Origin of the sequence: Clostridium estertheticum subsp. estertheticum (assembly GCF_001877035.1) — a bacterium.
GTDB classification, from domain to species: domain Bacteria; phylum Bacillota; class Clostridia; order Clostridiales; family Clostridiaceae; genus Clostridium_AD; species Clostridium_AD estertheticum.
Map to the genome: position 1 here is coordinate 4092190 of NZ_CP015756.1, position 16653 is coordinate 4108842.

Consider the following 16653-nt stretch of genomic DNA (forward strand, 5'->3'; position numbering starts at 1 on the left):
CCCTAACAAGATCAATATCACTCTATATTTTACTTGAAATTTTTAACATTATCAACTAGTAATTCATACAAATATAAATATAAAACATCTAAAACAAGTTCTCACTCTAAAGTATTAATTTTACAGTTACAAAATTCAATTAAAGAAAAGAAGAGTACCACAAGGGATACTCTTCTCATAATTTGATTATTTGTTTTCATTCAGTGTGTGACCTGAATATTTTATGACTTTAAGATATTTCAAGATGTGCAAGCATAATCGTTTTAATGATTTTAAAAAAAGAAAAGAACAGATCCACAACTGCCCTTCTCTCATTTTTGAATTATAATGTTTCTTTGTTCATACTTATAATTAGTTTATACCAAGTAAAGTATAAGTTTTAACTGCAGCTACACCATTTGTACCTGTTACATTAAGACTTACTACTGCATCTTTAGATAAACCATTTGTATTGAAGTAAGCAAGAACTGCTGCTTTTGCTGCATTTTTATCAGCAAGATTAATTACTGTACCACCAGTTATAACCCCAGTAGTAGCATCAACTGTACCTCCAAGTGAAACAGAAGTTACATTAAGTTTAGCAAGTGTATCAAACACACCAGTATTAGTTGTTGCAGTTGGATCAGTTACTGTAATTGTCTTTGCTGTATTATTTACAGTACCACCTAATAATGTGTTATTATTTGCAGCTAAGTTTGTATTAAATTCTACTATAGTTGCTGTTTTCAATTGTGCATTTGACAAAACAACTATTGCATTTATTTTTGATTGTAAAGCATCTTTATCTGTTGAAGCTGTCAATGCAGATACTAATGCTTGTGCTGCATCTACTTTAACTTGTGATTGAGCTTTTTGAGCTGTTGCTACTGCTGTTGTTGCATTTGTTAATCCTGCATCTACTACTGCTCCTGTACCAGCGAATACAATCTTAATTGTCTTATTAGGTCCACTTTGAGAAACACCAGTAACTGTAATGAAATCACCAGGTTGTGCAGTACCAGTTATTGTTCCATCAAGAGCAACTTTAAAATCTGATCCAGTTGCAAGTTTAGTTTTAGTTATATCATTTACTGTTAAGAAACTTGATAATGCCATACTATCTTGACCATATTGATCCTTAGCTCCGATATAAACATTTTGTGTAGAAGCTTTAGCTCCGTTTGGAAGATATTGTGATAAAGAATTTCCTAACATATCTGCATAACTATTACCAGCAGACTGAGTAAGAGTTATAGTATCGTTATCTTTTGAAATACCCTTTACCTCTGTAGATACAGAAGCATATATTGAAGAAGCTACTGGGTCTACTGTTGAAGACTTAATATCTGCAGTTTTTACATATATAGTTTTATCAGCACCTTGAATACTTACTGTTAATTTAGTACTTGATCCAGTTTTTGCAGAGTCTGCAAAGTCTAATGCAACTACTTTAATAGCATCATAAGCGCAAGATCCACCTTCTGTTTTAGGTCCTTTTGCAATTGCAAAATCTTTACTATCAACAGATGCAGAAATTATTGGGTTACCTGCTAACAATACTTTTGATCCGCTTGAAGTTGTACCATAAACTTTTGGATTAGCTTTATAATCTAATTGTCTATCAGAAACTGTTTTAGTATTATGATCAATATCAGCATATATAGGATTAGTTACTTCATCCATTACATAATCTTTGATATCTTTATTATCTAATACTGTGAATGTTTGTGATTGAGAATCTACTGGTGAAGCTATATCTGCTGCAGTTCTCAAAGTAATACCATCAGATTTATATCTATCAGTGTTATACAACTCGAATGTAATTGTTGCTGATCCTGCTGCTCCTGCTTTAAGTGCAAGATATTTATTTCCTGTAGCTAATGAAGTAGCTGTTGTATCATTTTTGTCCTTATCTTGATAAGAAACGCCAACAACTGTTGGTGCAGAAGAAACTGCTTTAACATAGTATTGACTTATTGTATTACTACTATCAGCACCTGTAGTCATATCAATTACTCTATCATATTGATCTTTAACAGAAAGTCCTTCCTTATCCCATCCAAAATCAACACGTTGAATTGCTGCATCAGTACCTTGTACAGCTTGCATAATAGTCTGATATTTTGAAGTATCTAAAGATAATGTATCAGCCATAACTTTTTTCTGAACATTTACAGTTATAGTGCTATATTTACCTGTTGATGATGCTACTGAAGCTGTTATAGTTCTTTGTCCATCATTTGGATATCCAATGCCTCTACCTGTATCTCCAACTTGATCTCCAATTCTTAATACAGCATCTCCATTAGCATCTTTAGACCAGAATGCACCTGAAATTGAAACATCTTTTGTAACTACATCTGCATATTTTGTTAATACTTTTCCATTTTGATCTAATGCTACAAATGGAATTATTTTGTCTTCTCCAGTAGCTATATTATAAGAAGGAACTTGTAACTGTATTGAATCTACTTTTGCTTCTCTTTTCATTATTACGTTAAGTATTGATGATTTTCCTGTATAAGTCATAGCATTAATTACTATTGGCATATCTATAGAATTAGTATCTGTTGCACTCTTAACTTGAACTTGAATAGCTGCTTTCTTTGAATCAGTTGGATCATGTACAACTTTAGTTGTTATATAAGCATTAGTTCCAGTTAATTCATCAGTACCGTCAATTAATATTAGACCATTTTTTACTATATTATAATCCGTTGTAGGATTACCACTTACATCAGTTGCAGTATAAGTAAGATAGAATAAGCTTGAAGTATCTTGCGCAGTTAAAACTTTACCATCTTTATTTGTTATTGCTGAAATATTTATGTCACTTAATGTACCAACTTGTGAAGTTACAGCTAATGTAGCACTTTTGTTAACTCCAGTTGTTGTATCATAAGCACTTATTACAACTGTACTAAGCTGTAAAATATTCATATTTGCAGATGGTGTTACTGTAATTACGCCATCTTTTCCTGTTGCAGAACCTACTCCAGATTGGAATGTTAAACCGTTAGCAAGAGAAGTAGTTGTAATATCATTTCCATATTGATCTAATACTTTATAAGTTGCATATCCAACTCTATCAGCACTAGTACCACCCTTAGGTATGTTACCAAGTCCTAATTTAGTTGAAGTTATATCGATTTTAGCAATTTTTTGTGAAGAGATATTTATAGTTGATGTTCCGAAATCTTTTCCGTCGTTAACTACGTTAACTGTATAATCACCTGCTGGTAAATTTGATGCATTAGTTAATGTAGCTTCTGTTTTAGCAGTATTCCAGCCAGCTGTTATAGTTGAAACTACAGCTGATCCTTGTTTAACTACAAATACAACTTTTGATGTATCAGCTACTGTACCATTAAATGTTGCTTTGAAGCTTTTAGCGTTAACAGCTGCTGTTGTTACTGATGTAGCTGTTGTAACAGTTGCATCTCCAGCACCAATTTGAGTTGATCCTTTAGAATTTGTATAAGTTACTGCTGGTATAACGCTTGCATTTACTGATGCGCCTGTAACATTGTCTACCCAATTACCATTGAAGTCTTTAAAATAAACTGTTCCACCTGCAAGTATTGCAGCTGATATTTCTGTTGCATTAGTTGGGTCATTAGCATAATCTATGTCATAAGCTTTAGTTCCTATTACCACTGTACCGCTTGACATTGCTGCGAATGCTGAGAAAGATGTTGATCCTGCTATCATTAAGGCAGCAAGAGCTGTGCTTGTAATTTTCTTGTTCATATAAATATACCTCCGATTAAATTTAGTTTATTTTTTTATTGGTAACCCTTAATTAGTTTTAATTAAGGGTTAATTCCTTTTAAAAGTTATTATTTTGCTGCTGTTAAAACTACATCACTAGATCCAACTGCTGTTCCATTTGCATCAAATAATTTAATTGTAACAGTTTTTCCAACTTCTCTACCTGGGAATAATGTTGTAGCTGTTCCTAATGCTGCCATTTTTGTTAACATGTTTGCTCCATCAGATACTTGATATTGAGTTGCTCCTGCTTGACTTGAATTAGCAGTTACCACTGATCCAAAGTTTGCTGGTTTAACTGTAGCTGAAATTGTTGCTGTTCCTGGTGTTACTACTGGTGCAACATCAATTGTTCCAGATTGTCCTAATTTTACATCAATTGATTTAAGTAGATTATTACTTGAATCAAATAATTTAACTGTTACTGCATCTCCTGCAACTTTACCTGGGAAGATTGTAGTAGCTGTTCCTAATGCTGATACTTTTGTTAAGTTGCTTGTACCAGTAACTACTTGATATTGAGTAGCTTTTGGGAAAGCTTTAAGACCATCAGCTGTCATTGTTACGTTTCCAACTGCTCCAAAGTTTGCTGCTTTAATTGTAGTATCAAATATTGTTGTTGATGAATTTGTTACTTTTATCATTACAGTTTTGTATCCTTCAAATCCTTTTTTTGCCCAAGTTGTTGATTTTTGTGTATTAACATGTGCAATAAGCATATAAGTTCCTGGTGTTGCAAATGTCATTGAAGGTGTTGCAGAATAACCTGCTGGTCCGTTTGACCATACTCCTGTTGCTGTATTCATTGCGAATAATTGATAAAGGTATGGTCCAGTGATTCCACCTATTTGGTCTATTCCGTTGAATTTAGCTGTTAAGCCAGTAACTGCAACGTCTGCTTTTCCATTTGTATATACTCTGTTGTTATCATCTTTGCTTACGCAGTTAAGTGCTCCAACATAGAAACTATCAAAGTTACCAGTTGCATTTGATTTAACTCCTGTTTTTCCTGCTGCTTTAACCCATATTGAAACTTTATATTTTCCTAATGTTAATGCCTTTGATGCTGGTAACACATAAGGTGTTTTAGAACTTACTGCAGCTGTGTATCCAGTTGTTAGTTCAGTCCATTTACCAGCTTCGTTTCCAATAAATGCTCTGTATTGAACATCTCCTGAATATTTTGCAGAAGTTACTGTAAATGTTTCAGTATCCCCAACCACTAGTGGTGAATGTTCTATACCTGTATAGTTAATTACTGGTGTTGCTGCTGCTGTTGTTGTTGCTGCGTTTGCTGTAACATTTGTTAAAGATCCAACTGTTACAAATAATGCTACTAAAGACATACTTAGTATTTTTTTAATCTTTATCATGAATTTTGTCCCCTCCCATATTGTTATCTGTTTTTATATTTTTGAAAATAAAAACCTAATTATTATTGTAGTCTTTTTATAAAGAATACAATTTGTTCTTCTTTAACTACACCCCCTAGAGAGCTATTTTTTTTGTTACTATAAAACGAACTAAATTTGTTTTAAAGTAACATAGTAATTAAAGACTTTAATTTGTATGTAATCAGTTTCTTGAATTTTTAATTTCTTATCAAAACATTGAATATAGTACAATATTCTGATAATTTTAAACTATTCACACAAAATTTACGATATTTATATTATATAACACTTTTGGTTAAATCTCAATATGTTAATGAAATTTAACATTTTTACTTTAATCTTCACACATTTCATAAATTTTCATTAAATTTATTTTTTTTAATTTAATTCATGTATTTTCATTAGTTACACTTATATAACGTTTATGGTTATATTTTAGTTGCAATTTTTAAAAATTAATTATATTTAAATCTTATAACTAAATTAATCGTGAATAAACTTTTTATAAATAACTCACTTATAATTTACAATGTTTGATAACCTTTCATACTTTACATTCTTTTCACTTATATAACGCTTGTCCCTATACTTTAGTTGCACTTTTTAAAATTTTTTTTAATATTATATAAAACTTAAACATATAAACCTGAACATATATTCCATTTTAGTTTTTATTTACCTTTTCAAAATTAATTACCATATCATCATTCTTGTAGACTACAGCTGGTATAACACTCACATCGATAATTTCTCCTGTAACATTTTCTATCCAATTTCCATCATAATCTTTAACATAAACTTCTCCGCCTGCAACTATTGATTTTGAAATCTCTTCTTCATTGTTTACGTCACTTGCATAAGCTAAATCAAAAGCCTTGTTTCCTATTACAACTGTACCATTTGGCAATTTATCAACCGCCTCTAATGTTGTATCTTTCGCCATCATTAAATCAGTGTCAACTGAATTTGTAATTTTATTATTCATATAATTACCTCCATCCCTCTTAAACTTACTCACTCGTAAGTTTATTTACTCGTAAGTTTATACTTTGTCTCTGCCGTATTTTTAATCTTTCTACATTGTATAACGGTTGTCCCTGTAATATAGTTGCACTTTCTTAATTTTTTTTGTTAAAACATAAAGTAATGCTCACATATTATAGAACCAAATGAAATATTTCAGCTCCCAAGGAGATGATTTGACAATTTAGTAACCTTATATGATATTGCTTCATATATTAGTATAGTAAAAATGTTTGAAAGGAGCCGTTTATGTTTTATTGTCCAAAAAATTATAATGATCCGTATTCTTTATATAGGGATAACTCTATTTATAGGGTTGCTACCATGAATTCGTATATCAGAGTTCTTCATGCTTCCCCTAAATCCCCCGCTGTTGATGTATATATTAATGATATGTTAAAGTTCAAAAATCTTACGTATGGTACCTTTACAGATTATGTTGAGGTTATTAGCGGTGACTACAATATAAAATTGTATCCTGCTGGTACTAAACTCACGCCTGTACTTAATAAAAATATTTTTGTTCCGAAAGAAAAGATTTATACAGCCGCTGCAATTGGAATTTTGCCAAACATTGATTTGCTCTTAGTTTTAGAACCCAAAGTTAATAATCCTTCTAATAATGCTTATGTTAAATTTACTCACTTATCACCCAATGCAGGCGCTGTTGATATAACCCTCCCAGACGGTAAAATTCTTTTTAAGAACGTTAAATACAAAGAATCTACTGATTATATAGAAGTTGCACCTGGAACCTATACATTAGAAGCTAGACCTACAGGTACCAAAACTACTGCTTTATATGTGCCAAACGTAAGATTAAAATCTCAACGTTTTTATACCGTATATGCTATAGGTCTCGCAGAAGGCAACCCAGGCCTTCAAGCATTAATTCCACTAGACGGTAGTTCTTATTTAGATTTTAGAGAAGACTAATTAAAAATACCAAGCGAATAGTCGCTTGGTATTTTTTTTAACTATTTTATTATGATGCTAAAGATTTTACTCTTATTAAATCTGAATAAGGGCTATTTACTTTAACTCCTTTTACCATCTTATATGATCTTATACTATAGTAATAATTTTTATTTGAAGTAAGACCAGTACTATTAAACTTTGTAATCTTTGGTGCTGATATTAAGACGTATGGACCGGCACTTGATGTTGCTTTGTAAACCCCATACCCATTTGCCCCATTTACTTTACTCCAGCTAATACTAACACTATTTTTTGATGGTACTAGTTTTATTGCTGTTGGTACAGAACTAATATCAGTTGAAGCATCTTGCTTAACATTAGTCCTTGATATTTTCCAATTATTTGATAACGTAGGTGTTATCGTTCCTTTATCTTGAACATATTTGAACATAATGTTTCTGATTTGTCCATCATCTCCTAGAGCTTTTGCTGAATCATAAAAAGTCGCGTCTATTGTAGCTTTACTTCCAGGTGTAAATCCAGCAGCTGCCATAAAACCACCGCCACCATTATATCTATAATTGTTAACCGCTACTTTTAATACCTGAGTGTCATTAACTAGTATTCCATTAATTTTTAGATTCTTTATTCTACTTCCACTGATTACTTTTCCTTTTGAATCTACGGTGCAAGCTGGCTGCGTTAAGTCAATATCATACGTTGCACCATATAATTGGTCAAGATTATAATCTGCTATATTAAGTATTGTGTCTTTTACTATTGGATCAGTGGATTTTGTCACCTGGGCATAGTATCTTGCTGACCATTCAAGCCAATCTTTAAGCTGAGCTCCAGTCATTTTTAATCCAAATAAGTAGTTTTCAAAAACATATACTCCCATGATATCTTGCCTTTTAACATCTCCCTTTGGTACTTTTGCAGATAAACTTAATGGAGCTGCTATTGAAAGCGATGTACCTGCTGCATTTGCTTGCACTTTATTTACAAATTCCATTATTGTTGAAGGCTGGGTTAATTGTTTTTCTCCTTCATATAATTCTGTTGATTTTCCTATTACTGTATTTGTATATTTAAGTGTAGCATCTTGGTATGGCTTTGCGATTGCAAGTATTTTAGGATCAGCTACAGTAGCCTCCGGCATTGTAATATTCTTTGCATCTACCCCTACATAATTACCACTCGCGTCAATATTGAGATCTATCTGACTAAAGATTCCATCACCATTCTTTGGTTCAACTATAGGTATTACTTTTCCTTTTGGATTTGTATAAGAATAAGTTTTACCTGTATGTGTATGCCCACAAAGAATAGCATCAATTCCCGGAACCTTCGTTGCTACTTCATCTGTTTGATTCTCTGGAATTGTATCGCTAGCTCCCTTTATACCACTGTGAATTGATGCTATTACAACATCTGCCCCAGCTGCTTTTATTATTGGAACCCATTTTTGTGCTTCAAGTACTAAGTCATTAAAATGAAGACCTGCATAATGAGTTGGATCTTCCCAGTTTGCTATAGTTTTAGTAGTAAGTCCTAGTACTGCTACCTTTGTTGTTTTACCATTTATAGTGAATGACTTTATTATATAAGGTTTAACATAATTTGAATCATCTGATTTATAAGTGTTAGCTGATAATACTGCTATCTTTTCTTTACTGGCATCACCTATAATTCTGTTAAGAGTTGTTAATCCATAGTTAAATTCATGGTTACCAAGTGTCCATGTGTCATATCCCATAGCTCCCATTACCTTCATCATTGGATACTCAGATGTAGTATCTATCATGTCATAATAATATGATAGAGGTGTTCCTTGAATTGTATCTCCAGCATCTATTAACATTGTATTAGGGTTAGATGCCCGAACACTTTTAACATATGTTGAAACCTTTGCAAGTCCTACATTTGCCGCAAGTCCTGTATTATAATCTAGTGGGTATATTGCTCCATGTACATCTGATGTTCCTATTATTGATATTTTACCAATTACATTATCTATTCTATTGTTCATTACGGCTGTAATTTTGCCATTAGCACGAACATCATCATTTAAAGCATCTCGAACTGTGTAATGAGAATCTACTAAACTAGCTTTTATAGTAGGTTCTAAGAATCCAGTAAAGCTGTCTCCACCTGTTGCTACGAAATCAGGTGCATTCACTTTAATTATATCTGTATCTTTTACAATACTGCCGTCACTTTCCTTCACTATATTTTGCACCCTTTTTCCTAATACTTCTGGTGTAACTGTTCCATCAAGAGCCACTTTAGCTGGTACGTATGATTGTTTTGAAGAATCATAGGTGAATTTAACTCCAGAAATTTGTATACCTACTCCATCAGTTTTAACCGCTTGCTCAAATATATATTTAAGCTGTGCTCCGGTCATTGCCACCGTGCAAATAGTGTTATCAAAAGGCATAATATTAAATATTGTTCCAACAGTTACATTCCCCTGTGCAATTGGACTTAATCTTATACCTCCGTTATTTACTATTCCCACTTCTGCTTTCGATTTTGAGTAGTTTTTCACAACGTCTGCCATCCAATTCCCAAGTTGTGACTCGCCGCACGGTGAATCAACTTGATTTTTAGTTAAAGCAGTATCATCTTTTCCAATCACTTCATTAAATGTTGGTAATAATGCCGCACTTGCATCATCAACAATTTTCTTAGCTGTAGGATCTATTGCGGAAGTTTCCGTTACCGTAATTGGATTCCAATTTGTACCTTTTGGTGAGAAAGCTATGATTTTTTTATCATTCCCTACAGTGATTTTCAAATCAATATAACCTTTACCCACTGATGATGCTGTTAATGTAGGAACATCCTTATTATCAGCATCCTTGTTTACAACATCGCCAATAGTATGTGTATGTCCACCAAATACTGCATCTACTCCATGTAATTTATTAACTGTAGTGTTAAGTGATTCACCACCATCATGGACATCTAATAACACAACATCTGCCAAACCATTATCTTTTATATTTTTAGCTTCTTTATTTGTTTCTGTAGCTACATCCTTAAAATCATAAGGTGCTACTAACGATGGCATAATTATATTTGGAGCATCCTTAAGTATTGCTCCTATTACTGCTATTTTGACTCCATCTTTAGTAATTATCTTGTATGGTGCATAAGGTCTCTCACTTGTGCCTTTTTTGTACATATTAGCACAAACAATACTGTAACTTGCGCCAATCATTGTTTTATCTATAGCATCAAGTCCCCAATCAAATTCGTGGTTACCAAGGGCCGTAACTTCCATTCCCATGTTCGTTAACACCTTTTGAACAGGAAGTCCACGAAGCACATTAGATACTGGAGTTCCTTGGTACAAATCTCCTCCTCCAATGATGAGTGTTCTATCAGGATTCGTAGCTTTTACGTCTTTAACTATCTTTGATAGTGCTGCGCCTACTGGTTTTTTATTAGTTGAATCTAAAAGTTGTCCATGAAAATCTGAAATGTCTACTATATCAAATGTTTTATTTGTAGTTGCTGTTACAGTTGTTGATTTTGCTCCTGTTGTTGTTACCGTCTCAGCCGTTGATGTTATTATGGGATCTGCCTTTACATTTTGGGCTCCCAAAAGCCCATTAAAATTAAATAGGACTAATGTTAATGTTATTACTAAACTAAGTAATTTTTGATGATTCTTTTTATGCATTTAATTTTACCCCCCATTAAATTTTTTGGTTTTATATTAACCTTCAAAAAATAATATTTTGGTTTTCTTAAACCCCCTTTAAGTAAATTTTTGACATTCCACCCTGTATAATATTATACCATATGATGTAATGATTTACAGTTAAGCTTTTAGCATTATATATTATTTTTATTTAACATAAGTGCTAGGTGCTAAAAATACCAAGCGAATATTCGCTACCTTAATGGGAATGGCTCTAACCCTTGTTTTCTCAGAAATCATGAGAAAGAAAGGGCTTATAAAATTCGGTGACATGAAACTTAAACTATAGTTCCACTGCCACATGGCATTTTTATATATTGAGTAAAGCCCCAACAATATTCAAATGTATTGTTGGGGCTTTCCTTATGTTAATTCAAACTTTAAGCTTTCTTATATATATGATACTTTATAAAATGTATTTTGCTGTAACCTGCCAAGCGGGTGGCTACTCATGGTCATTTAATAATGACATATAATCTCTCTTTCCATGCAAAATTCGTTGAATTGATACTAAACTCTGCTCATAAATATAAAAAATAATATATTGACCAGAAATAATATATCGATACTTACTCTTAAGTCTTATTTTGTACATTAACATAACTCCCATCTCTGGATAATCTGCTAAGGTTTCAATCTTATCAATAATTTCTTTAACAGTTTTTATTCCTGCTTCAATACTATCTTCAGATATATATTTTTTTATTTCCTTCAAATCAGTTGTGGCTAAAGGGTTAATTCTAATGTTAACTACCATTTTTAAACCCCCACGCTATTTTTCAAATCATTTAATGTCTGCCATTCGTTTCCTGTTTTAATAACTTCTTCAGCTTCATTTAATTTTGTAAGCAGCTTCAGAATTGTTTGTTGTCTCTCATACTCTTCTATATCAACAACAACATACTTACCTCTTCCATTTTTAGTAAGGAACACTGGTTCACCATTTTGGCAATCCTTTAAAACCTCATTATAATTTCTTAGATCTGATATTGGCTTTATATTTGGCATAGAATCCACCTCCGTATAATGTTGTTATTATTGTATGCTAATTTTACTTAAAATACAACAGCAAATTAACACTTAGCATTTTATCTGCTATTACATTTATATCACTCACTATCTTTTATTTTCTTTCTTAATCATATTTTTTGTACTAAAAAGGTTGCAGATGAATCTATTATAATTCACCTACAACCTTTTATGTTTTAATGTTTTAATTATACAAATCACTATAAATTATTTTAAATACTTCTAAAGCCTCTTCAATCCTATCACGCAGCAAGTATTTTTTATTTTCTAATTCTAATCTACCTTGCTCTGTGATTTGGTAAATTCTTTGTGCTTTTTTAGATTCGTTCCACTCTCCAACTACCAATTTTTCTTTTTCTAGCTTTTTTAAAAGAGGATATATTCCGCCTGTACTAGGAATCCAATGACCATTTGTTCTTTCGCCTATCTTATGAGATATATCATTTCCATTAGTTTCTCCGAGGCTTAGAGTATATAACACATACAAAGGCAGTAACCCCTTTGTGAATACTTGACCCACTGCTTCTTTTTCCTTTCGAACTCTTCGAAGTTCAGAAAGTTTTTTCTTGTATTCAATATATAATCTCTTTTCCTCATCCTTAATGTCTATCTCATTTTCTTTACTTACTTCGTTAGTAGGCTTTTTATCTAAGGTTCCTCTATGCAAACCATTCCTACCAAACCTGGTCCACTATGAACACCTGATACAGGACTTATATATCCTACAAATTCTGTGGAAATAGCATTTGGATGTTTTCCTATTTTCTCCATTACTTGTTTTGTCTCATCCATTGCATCACCATGCAACATATAAACCCTACATTTCTTCTCATCCAAAATCTTATTTGTAAGTTCTATAAGTTTGTTAAGAGACTGCTTTCTACCTCGTACCTTTTCGACGGTACAATACTTACCATCCTCATCAAGTGAAATTATAGGTTTGATATTTAAAAGTTCAGCTATTGTACCTGCAACTTTCCCTATTCTTCCACCCTTTTTCAAGTATTCCAGAGTACCTACTAAGAAGTATAAATGGATTCTTTTTTTAATAGATGGAATAGCTTTAACTACTTCCTCGAAACTCTTACCTTCTTGTATAAGCTTTCCACACTCTGTAACTATTAATCCTTCACCAAGTGCTATGGATTGTGAATCACATACGTGAGTGATAATACTTGGGTGATTATCACTTGTAAGTTTCATCGCATTATATATACCAGATAACCCAGTAGATAAAGTTATCGCTATCGCATGAGTGTAACCCTCTTCTTCTAATTTTAAAAATAGTTCCTCCATATCCTTCATTGATGGCAATGAGGATGTAGGTACTTCTGTCTTCATATTATCATAAACATCCTGTGGTGTTATATCCACATTATCCAAATACTCTCTATCAGAATAGATAATCCTAAAGGGCAATACATTAATACTGTATTTCTCTATTAAGTCACTTCTCAAATCGCTTGTAGTGTCTGTTATAAGCGCTATCTTGTCCAAACTAACCCCTCCTACATTAAATATTATCATCATTATATCACTATAATTTATGTGTATCAATACTGATACATATGTATTCATTTATAGATTAGTTTGTCCAATAAATATAAATATATACAATCAATAAAATGTGGGGGACGGTTAACAACTAATTCTTGTTTAAAACACTAAAGGTGAGGGACAGTTAATAACTATCCCTTGTTTTTAACCCTTAAACATAGGGATGGTTAACAACTAATGCTTGTCTTACTTATAAACTGGAATATCAAATGTTAACTTAGCCTCGGGACATAAGTCAAAATATTGTTTAATAATTTTTGTTTGACTATTTGCCCAGCTAACATCTGTTGCATATTGCTGATCAACGTCCAAATTATTCCATCTCATTTTATAAATCGTATTTTGACCTTTATTTATATATTTTTTTGAAATAAATGCTGCTCCTCCATATATCGCAGAGTCTATATCTGTCCAGCCATTTTCGAATGCTTTGCTTGTCCCAGCTCCATTCGCATTACTATCAATTGCACCAATTCCAAACAAATTATATACAGGCATACCATAAGTGTACTCGCCAGTAGCTTTTTTTGTACCACCATTTGCCAAAAGTGAAGTACCATGTCCTGTTTCTAGTATTGAATGACCTGCTAAATATAAGGGATTTACATTAGATTTTTGTGCTGCATCAATAAATACTTGACCTTTGCCACTTAATGCATTATTTTCTCCAAACATTTTGTTCAATACGTCAGCACTTACACAATCAGAATAATTAAGTTCTAAAAACTGATAAATTTTAACTGGATCGTTTTCTAAATTTATTGGGTTTATATTGCTTGTAAGTTGATTTTTAATGCTATTGTAATTTGTTGGAGAACTTACCCATGTCTTGTTACCTTCTGATGTATACCCGAGTTTTCCATCTTTTGTTGCCGCATAAAGCCACTTGCCGCCAATACTAGCTGCTGGAGTATTTGCCATTTCCTTGCTAATAAAATCATCTAAAGAAATATTATAAGGTGTTAATTTAAATGTATTATTTCCCTTTGATACTATTTCATCTAATATATTAATGTTAGATATTCGCTCACTAAATTCTGCCTGCTTTGTAGCATTCTTAACTGATTGTATAAGTCCATTTGCTTTAGTAACATCGACATTCATTTTTGATTTCTCAGCAATGCTTACTGCTGTTTCTACCGCAGATTCTGCTATTTTTTCATCTGCATTTGCTTGAAGATCCGCTATTTTACCTTCTGCTGCTACTAGTGTACTAAGTTTTGTAACTAAAAGTTTTTGTGCGCTAGTTATTGATGCATAAGCATTTCTCACTGCTACTACGCCTGTTTTATTTGCTAATGTTAAAGCGCTTAATGCTGGCAATGCTATTATTTTAGTATCTACTGCTTTTGCAGAAGCTATATCAGCTGCATTAGGTTTTACTCCAACTACAACATTAACTTTTACAGCTGGTTTTGTTCCAGTTACGCCACTTGGAAGTGCATAAACACCAGTAAATATGTATGTTGCTGTTTTAGTTCCATCATAAGTAGAGCTTGTCCAAGTAACGCTTACGTCTTTAGTTGTATTATCACTTAATTTAAGTGTTACTGTTGTTGGTAGTCCAACATTTGTAGCATTTGCCCCGTATATTGCATTTTTATTAGCAATAGGACTAACAGATTGAACTGTTATTATAGCCATATGGTCTTTATCTCCAGCATCAAAATTAGATGTCCCATCATCATTTTTGTAAGTTACAGCTGGTATAATATTTGCATTAATTATTGATTCTGAAATATTATTTTTCCAATTTCCTTCAAAATCTTTAATATAAACTTCTCCACCAGCTGTTATTGCACTAGAAATCTCATTAGCATTTGCCTGATTATTAGCGTACGTTAAGTCGAAAGCTTTGTTACCTATAACTACACTGCCACTTCCCATTGCTGCAAATGTAGTAATGGATGTTGAACCTGCTATCATTAAAGCAGCAATAATTGAACTCGTAATTCTCTTATTCATTAATATATACCCCCATCTTCTATGCTCTAATTTTGTTATTCTTTACTTAATACCCCAATAAAACTTTAATATCAAAATCTTCTACATAAGTTAAAAATGATAAACTTTTTCAATTGTTTACACTCATATAACGCTTGCAATGGTAATTTAGTTGCATTTTTATATTGTTTTACATAAAATATGTAAAATAATATAAGATATTTATTCGCATACTAGAATAAACCACTATTCTTATTATCGAGATTATATAAAACAACTTAACCTATAATTTCACTCATTTATCGTCCTATCCTGAATAAAGTATATAAAAAAAATACGTATAGATTAAATACTTTTTAAGAGTATCTAATCTATACGTATAAGTTTATGTTAATCATATTTTGCCTATAAAAAGACCAAATTTTATTCAGTTACTTCCATCAAACCAGAAATATATTTTACAACTTCTATCTCACTATAAAATACTTTTGAATACTCCATAGGTTTTCTTCCAATTATAAATGCCATTATATTATTATCTATAGCAGCTTTTATTTTATCGTAAGTCCCACCTTGAATTCCGCTATCCTTCATAAGTATTGCTTTAGCCCTGTATTCATTAATAAAGCCACAATTCAGTTCATATCCTACTGGCCCTTTCATTGCCACTATATCCTCAACCCCAACCCCTAGATCTAAAATCTCTACTAATACTTTAACTGATGGTAAAACCCTATGTATTACTCTATTCTTTAAATTAAAGTCTAAAATTTTAACTATATTTCTGCTACCTGTGGTATTAAGGATAGTTCCATCTATCGTTTTAAGCTGCTCATAAAGACTCTCATAATCCTCCACCACAACAACATTTTTATTATCCTTAAACTTATTAAGAACTGGTGGCCTCTCATATCTAACATACTGTACCCCATAAACTCTACAGGCTTCAATTGCATTTTCTGTAATTTCTAGCGCATATGGATGGGATGCATCAATTAAAATTTTTATATTATTTTCCTTTATAACTTGCATAAGTCCAACTAAATCTAATGGTTTTTCATTAAAAACTTTATATTTATAATCCTTCAAAAGCTCTGCACCATATGCTGTAGCTGTTGATATGAAAATATCCTCTGTAAATTTATTTAACCCTGAAAGAATATTTTTCCCTTCTGAAGTACCTACAATTAAACCTATCATCATCATTCACTCCTGTCACCCTTAATAGTGTTCGTGGGAAAACAGGGATAAAATAGTGGGGACGGTTAACAACTAAGTAGTGTTTACGATGCCTAAAATCACGAATAAAAGCGGTGGTTAAAA

Annotated in this window: 11 protein-coding genes; 1 reads left to right on the top strand and 10 read right to left on the bottom strand. The window is 32.2% G+C overall.

Annotated features, from left to right (window positions below):
• Window positions 1-351: 351 nt before the first annotated feature.
• The 3 genes from A7L45_RS19070 to A7L45_RS19080 form a co-directional block, all read right to left on the bottom strand.
• Complete coding sequence (locus A7L45_RS19070) at window positions 352-3729, bottom strand: hypothetical protein (RefSeq protein ID WP_071614252.1); 3378 nt, start codon at window positions 3727-3729, stop codon at window positions 352-354.
• Between the two features lie 89 nt (window positions 3730-3818).
• Entirely contained in the window at window positions 3819-5123 is a 1305-nt protein-coding gene (locus A7L45_RS19075; protein WP_071614253.1) for a hypothetical protein, read from the bottom strand.
• Window positions 5124-5808: 685 nt separating this feature from the next.
• On the bottom strand, window positions 5809-6129 hold the full coding sequence (locus A7L45_RS19080) for a hypothetical protein (RefSeq protein WP_071614254.1): 321 nt from the start codon (window positions 6127-6129) through the stop codon (window positions 5809-5811).
• Between the two features lie 362 nt (window positions 6130-6491).
• Between A7L45_RS19080 and A7L45_RS19085 the strand changes: the two genes are divergently transcribed.
• On the top strand, window positions 6492-7103 hold the full coding sequence (locus A7L45_RS19085) for a DUF4397 domain-containing protein (RefSeq protein WP_151554011.1): 612 nt from the start codon (window positions 6492-6494) through the stop codon (window positions 7101-7103).
• 49 nt (window positions 7104-7152) lie between these two features.
• On the opposite strand, the gene A7L45_RS19090 is transcribed toward A7L45_RS19085, so the two are convergent.
• The 7 genes from A7L45_RS19090 to A7L45_RS19120 all read right to left on the bottom strand — a co-directional run bounded on the left by A7L45_RS19090 (window position 7153) and on the right by A7L45_RS19120 (window position 16536).
• Window positions 7153-10779 (bottom strand): 5'-nucleotidase C-terminal domain-containing protein, encoded by a 3627-nt coding sequence (locus tag A7L45_RS19090; RefSeq protein ID WP_071614256.1) that lies wholly within the window; start codon window positions 10777-10779, stop codon window positions 7153-7155.
• A 466-nt stretch (window positions 10780-11245) separates the two neighbouring features.
• Window positions 11246-11557 (bottom strand): type II toxin-antitoxin system RelE/ParE family toxin, encoded by a 312-nt coding sequence (locus tag A7L45_RS19095; protein WP_071614257.1) that lies wholly within the window; start codon window positions 11555-11557, stop codon window positions 11246-11248.
• Between the two features lie 2 nt (window positions 11558-11559).
• Window positions 11560-11808: a type II toxin-antitoxin system prevent-host-death family antitoxin gene (locus A7L45_RS19100; RefSeq protein ID WP_071614258.1), complete on the bottom strand. Its 249-nt coding sequence runs from the start codon at window positions 11806-11808 to the stop codon at window positions 11560-11562.
• 205 nt (window positions 11809-12013) lie between these two features.
• Window positions 12014-12496, bottom strand: a complete 483-nt coding sequence (locus tag A7L45_RS19105; RefSeq protein ID WP_071614259.1) for a PadR family transcriptional regulator — start codon at window positions 12494-12496, stop codon at window positions 12014-12016.
• Window positions 12478-13326 carry a DegV family protein gene (locus tag A7L45_RS19110; protein ID WP_071614260.1) on the bottom strand — a complete coding sequence of 283 codons (849 nt, stop codon included), beginning with the start codon at window positions 13324-13326 and terminating at the stop codon, window positions 12478-12480. Before A7L45_RS19110 ends, A7L45_RS19105 begins: the two co-directional genes overlap by 19 nt.
• Window positions 13327-13572: 246 nt before the next feature.
• The gene (locus tag A7L45_RS19115; RefSeq protein ID WP_071614261.1) at window positions 13573-15351 is read right to left on the bottom strand and encodes a glucosaminidase domain-containing protein; all 1779 of its coding nucleotides are present in this window, start codon (window positions 15349-15351) and stop codon (window positions 13573-13575) included.
• Window positions 15352-15753: 402 nt separating this feature from the next.
• Window positions 15754-16536: a cobalt-precorrin-6A reductase gene (locus A7L45_RS19120; RefSeq protein WP_338132991.1), complete on the bottom strand. Its 783-nt coding sequence runs from the start codon at window positions 16534-16536 to the stop codon at window positions 15754-15756.
• Between the last annotated feature and the right edge of the window lie 117 nt (window positions 16537-16653).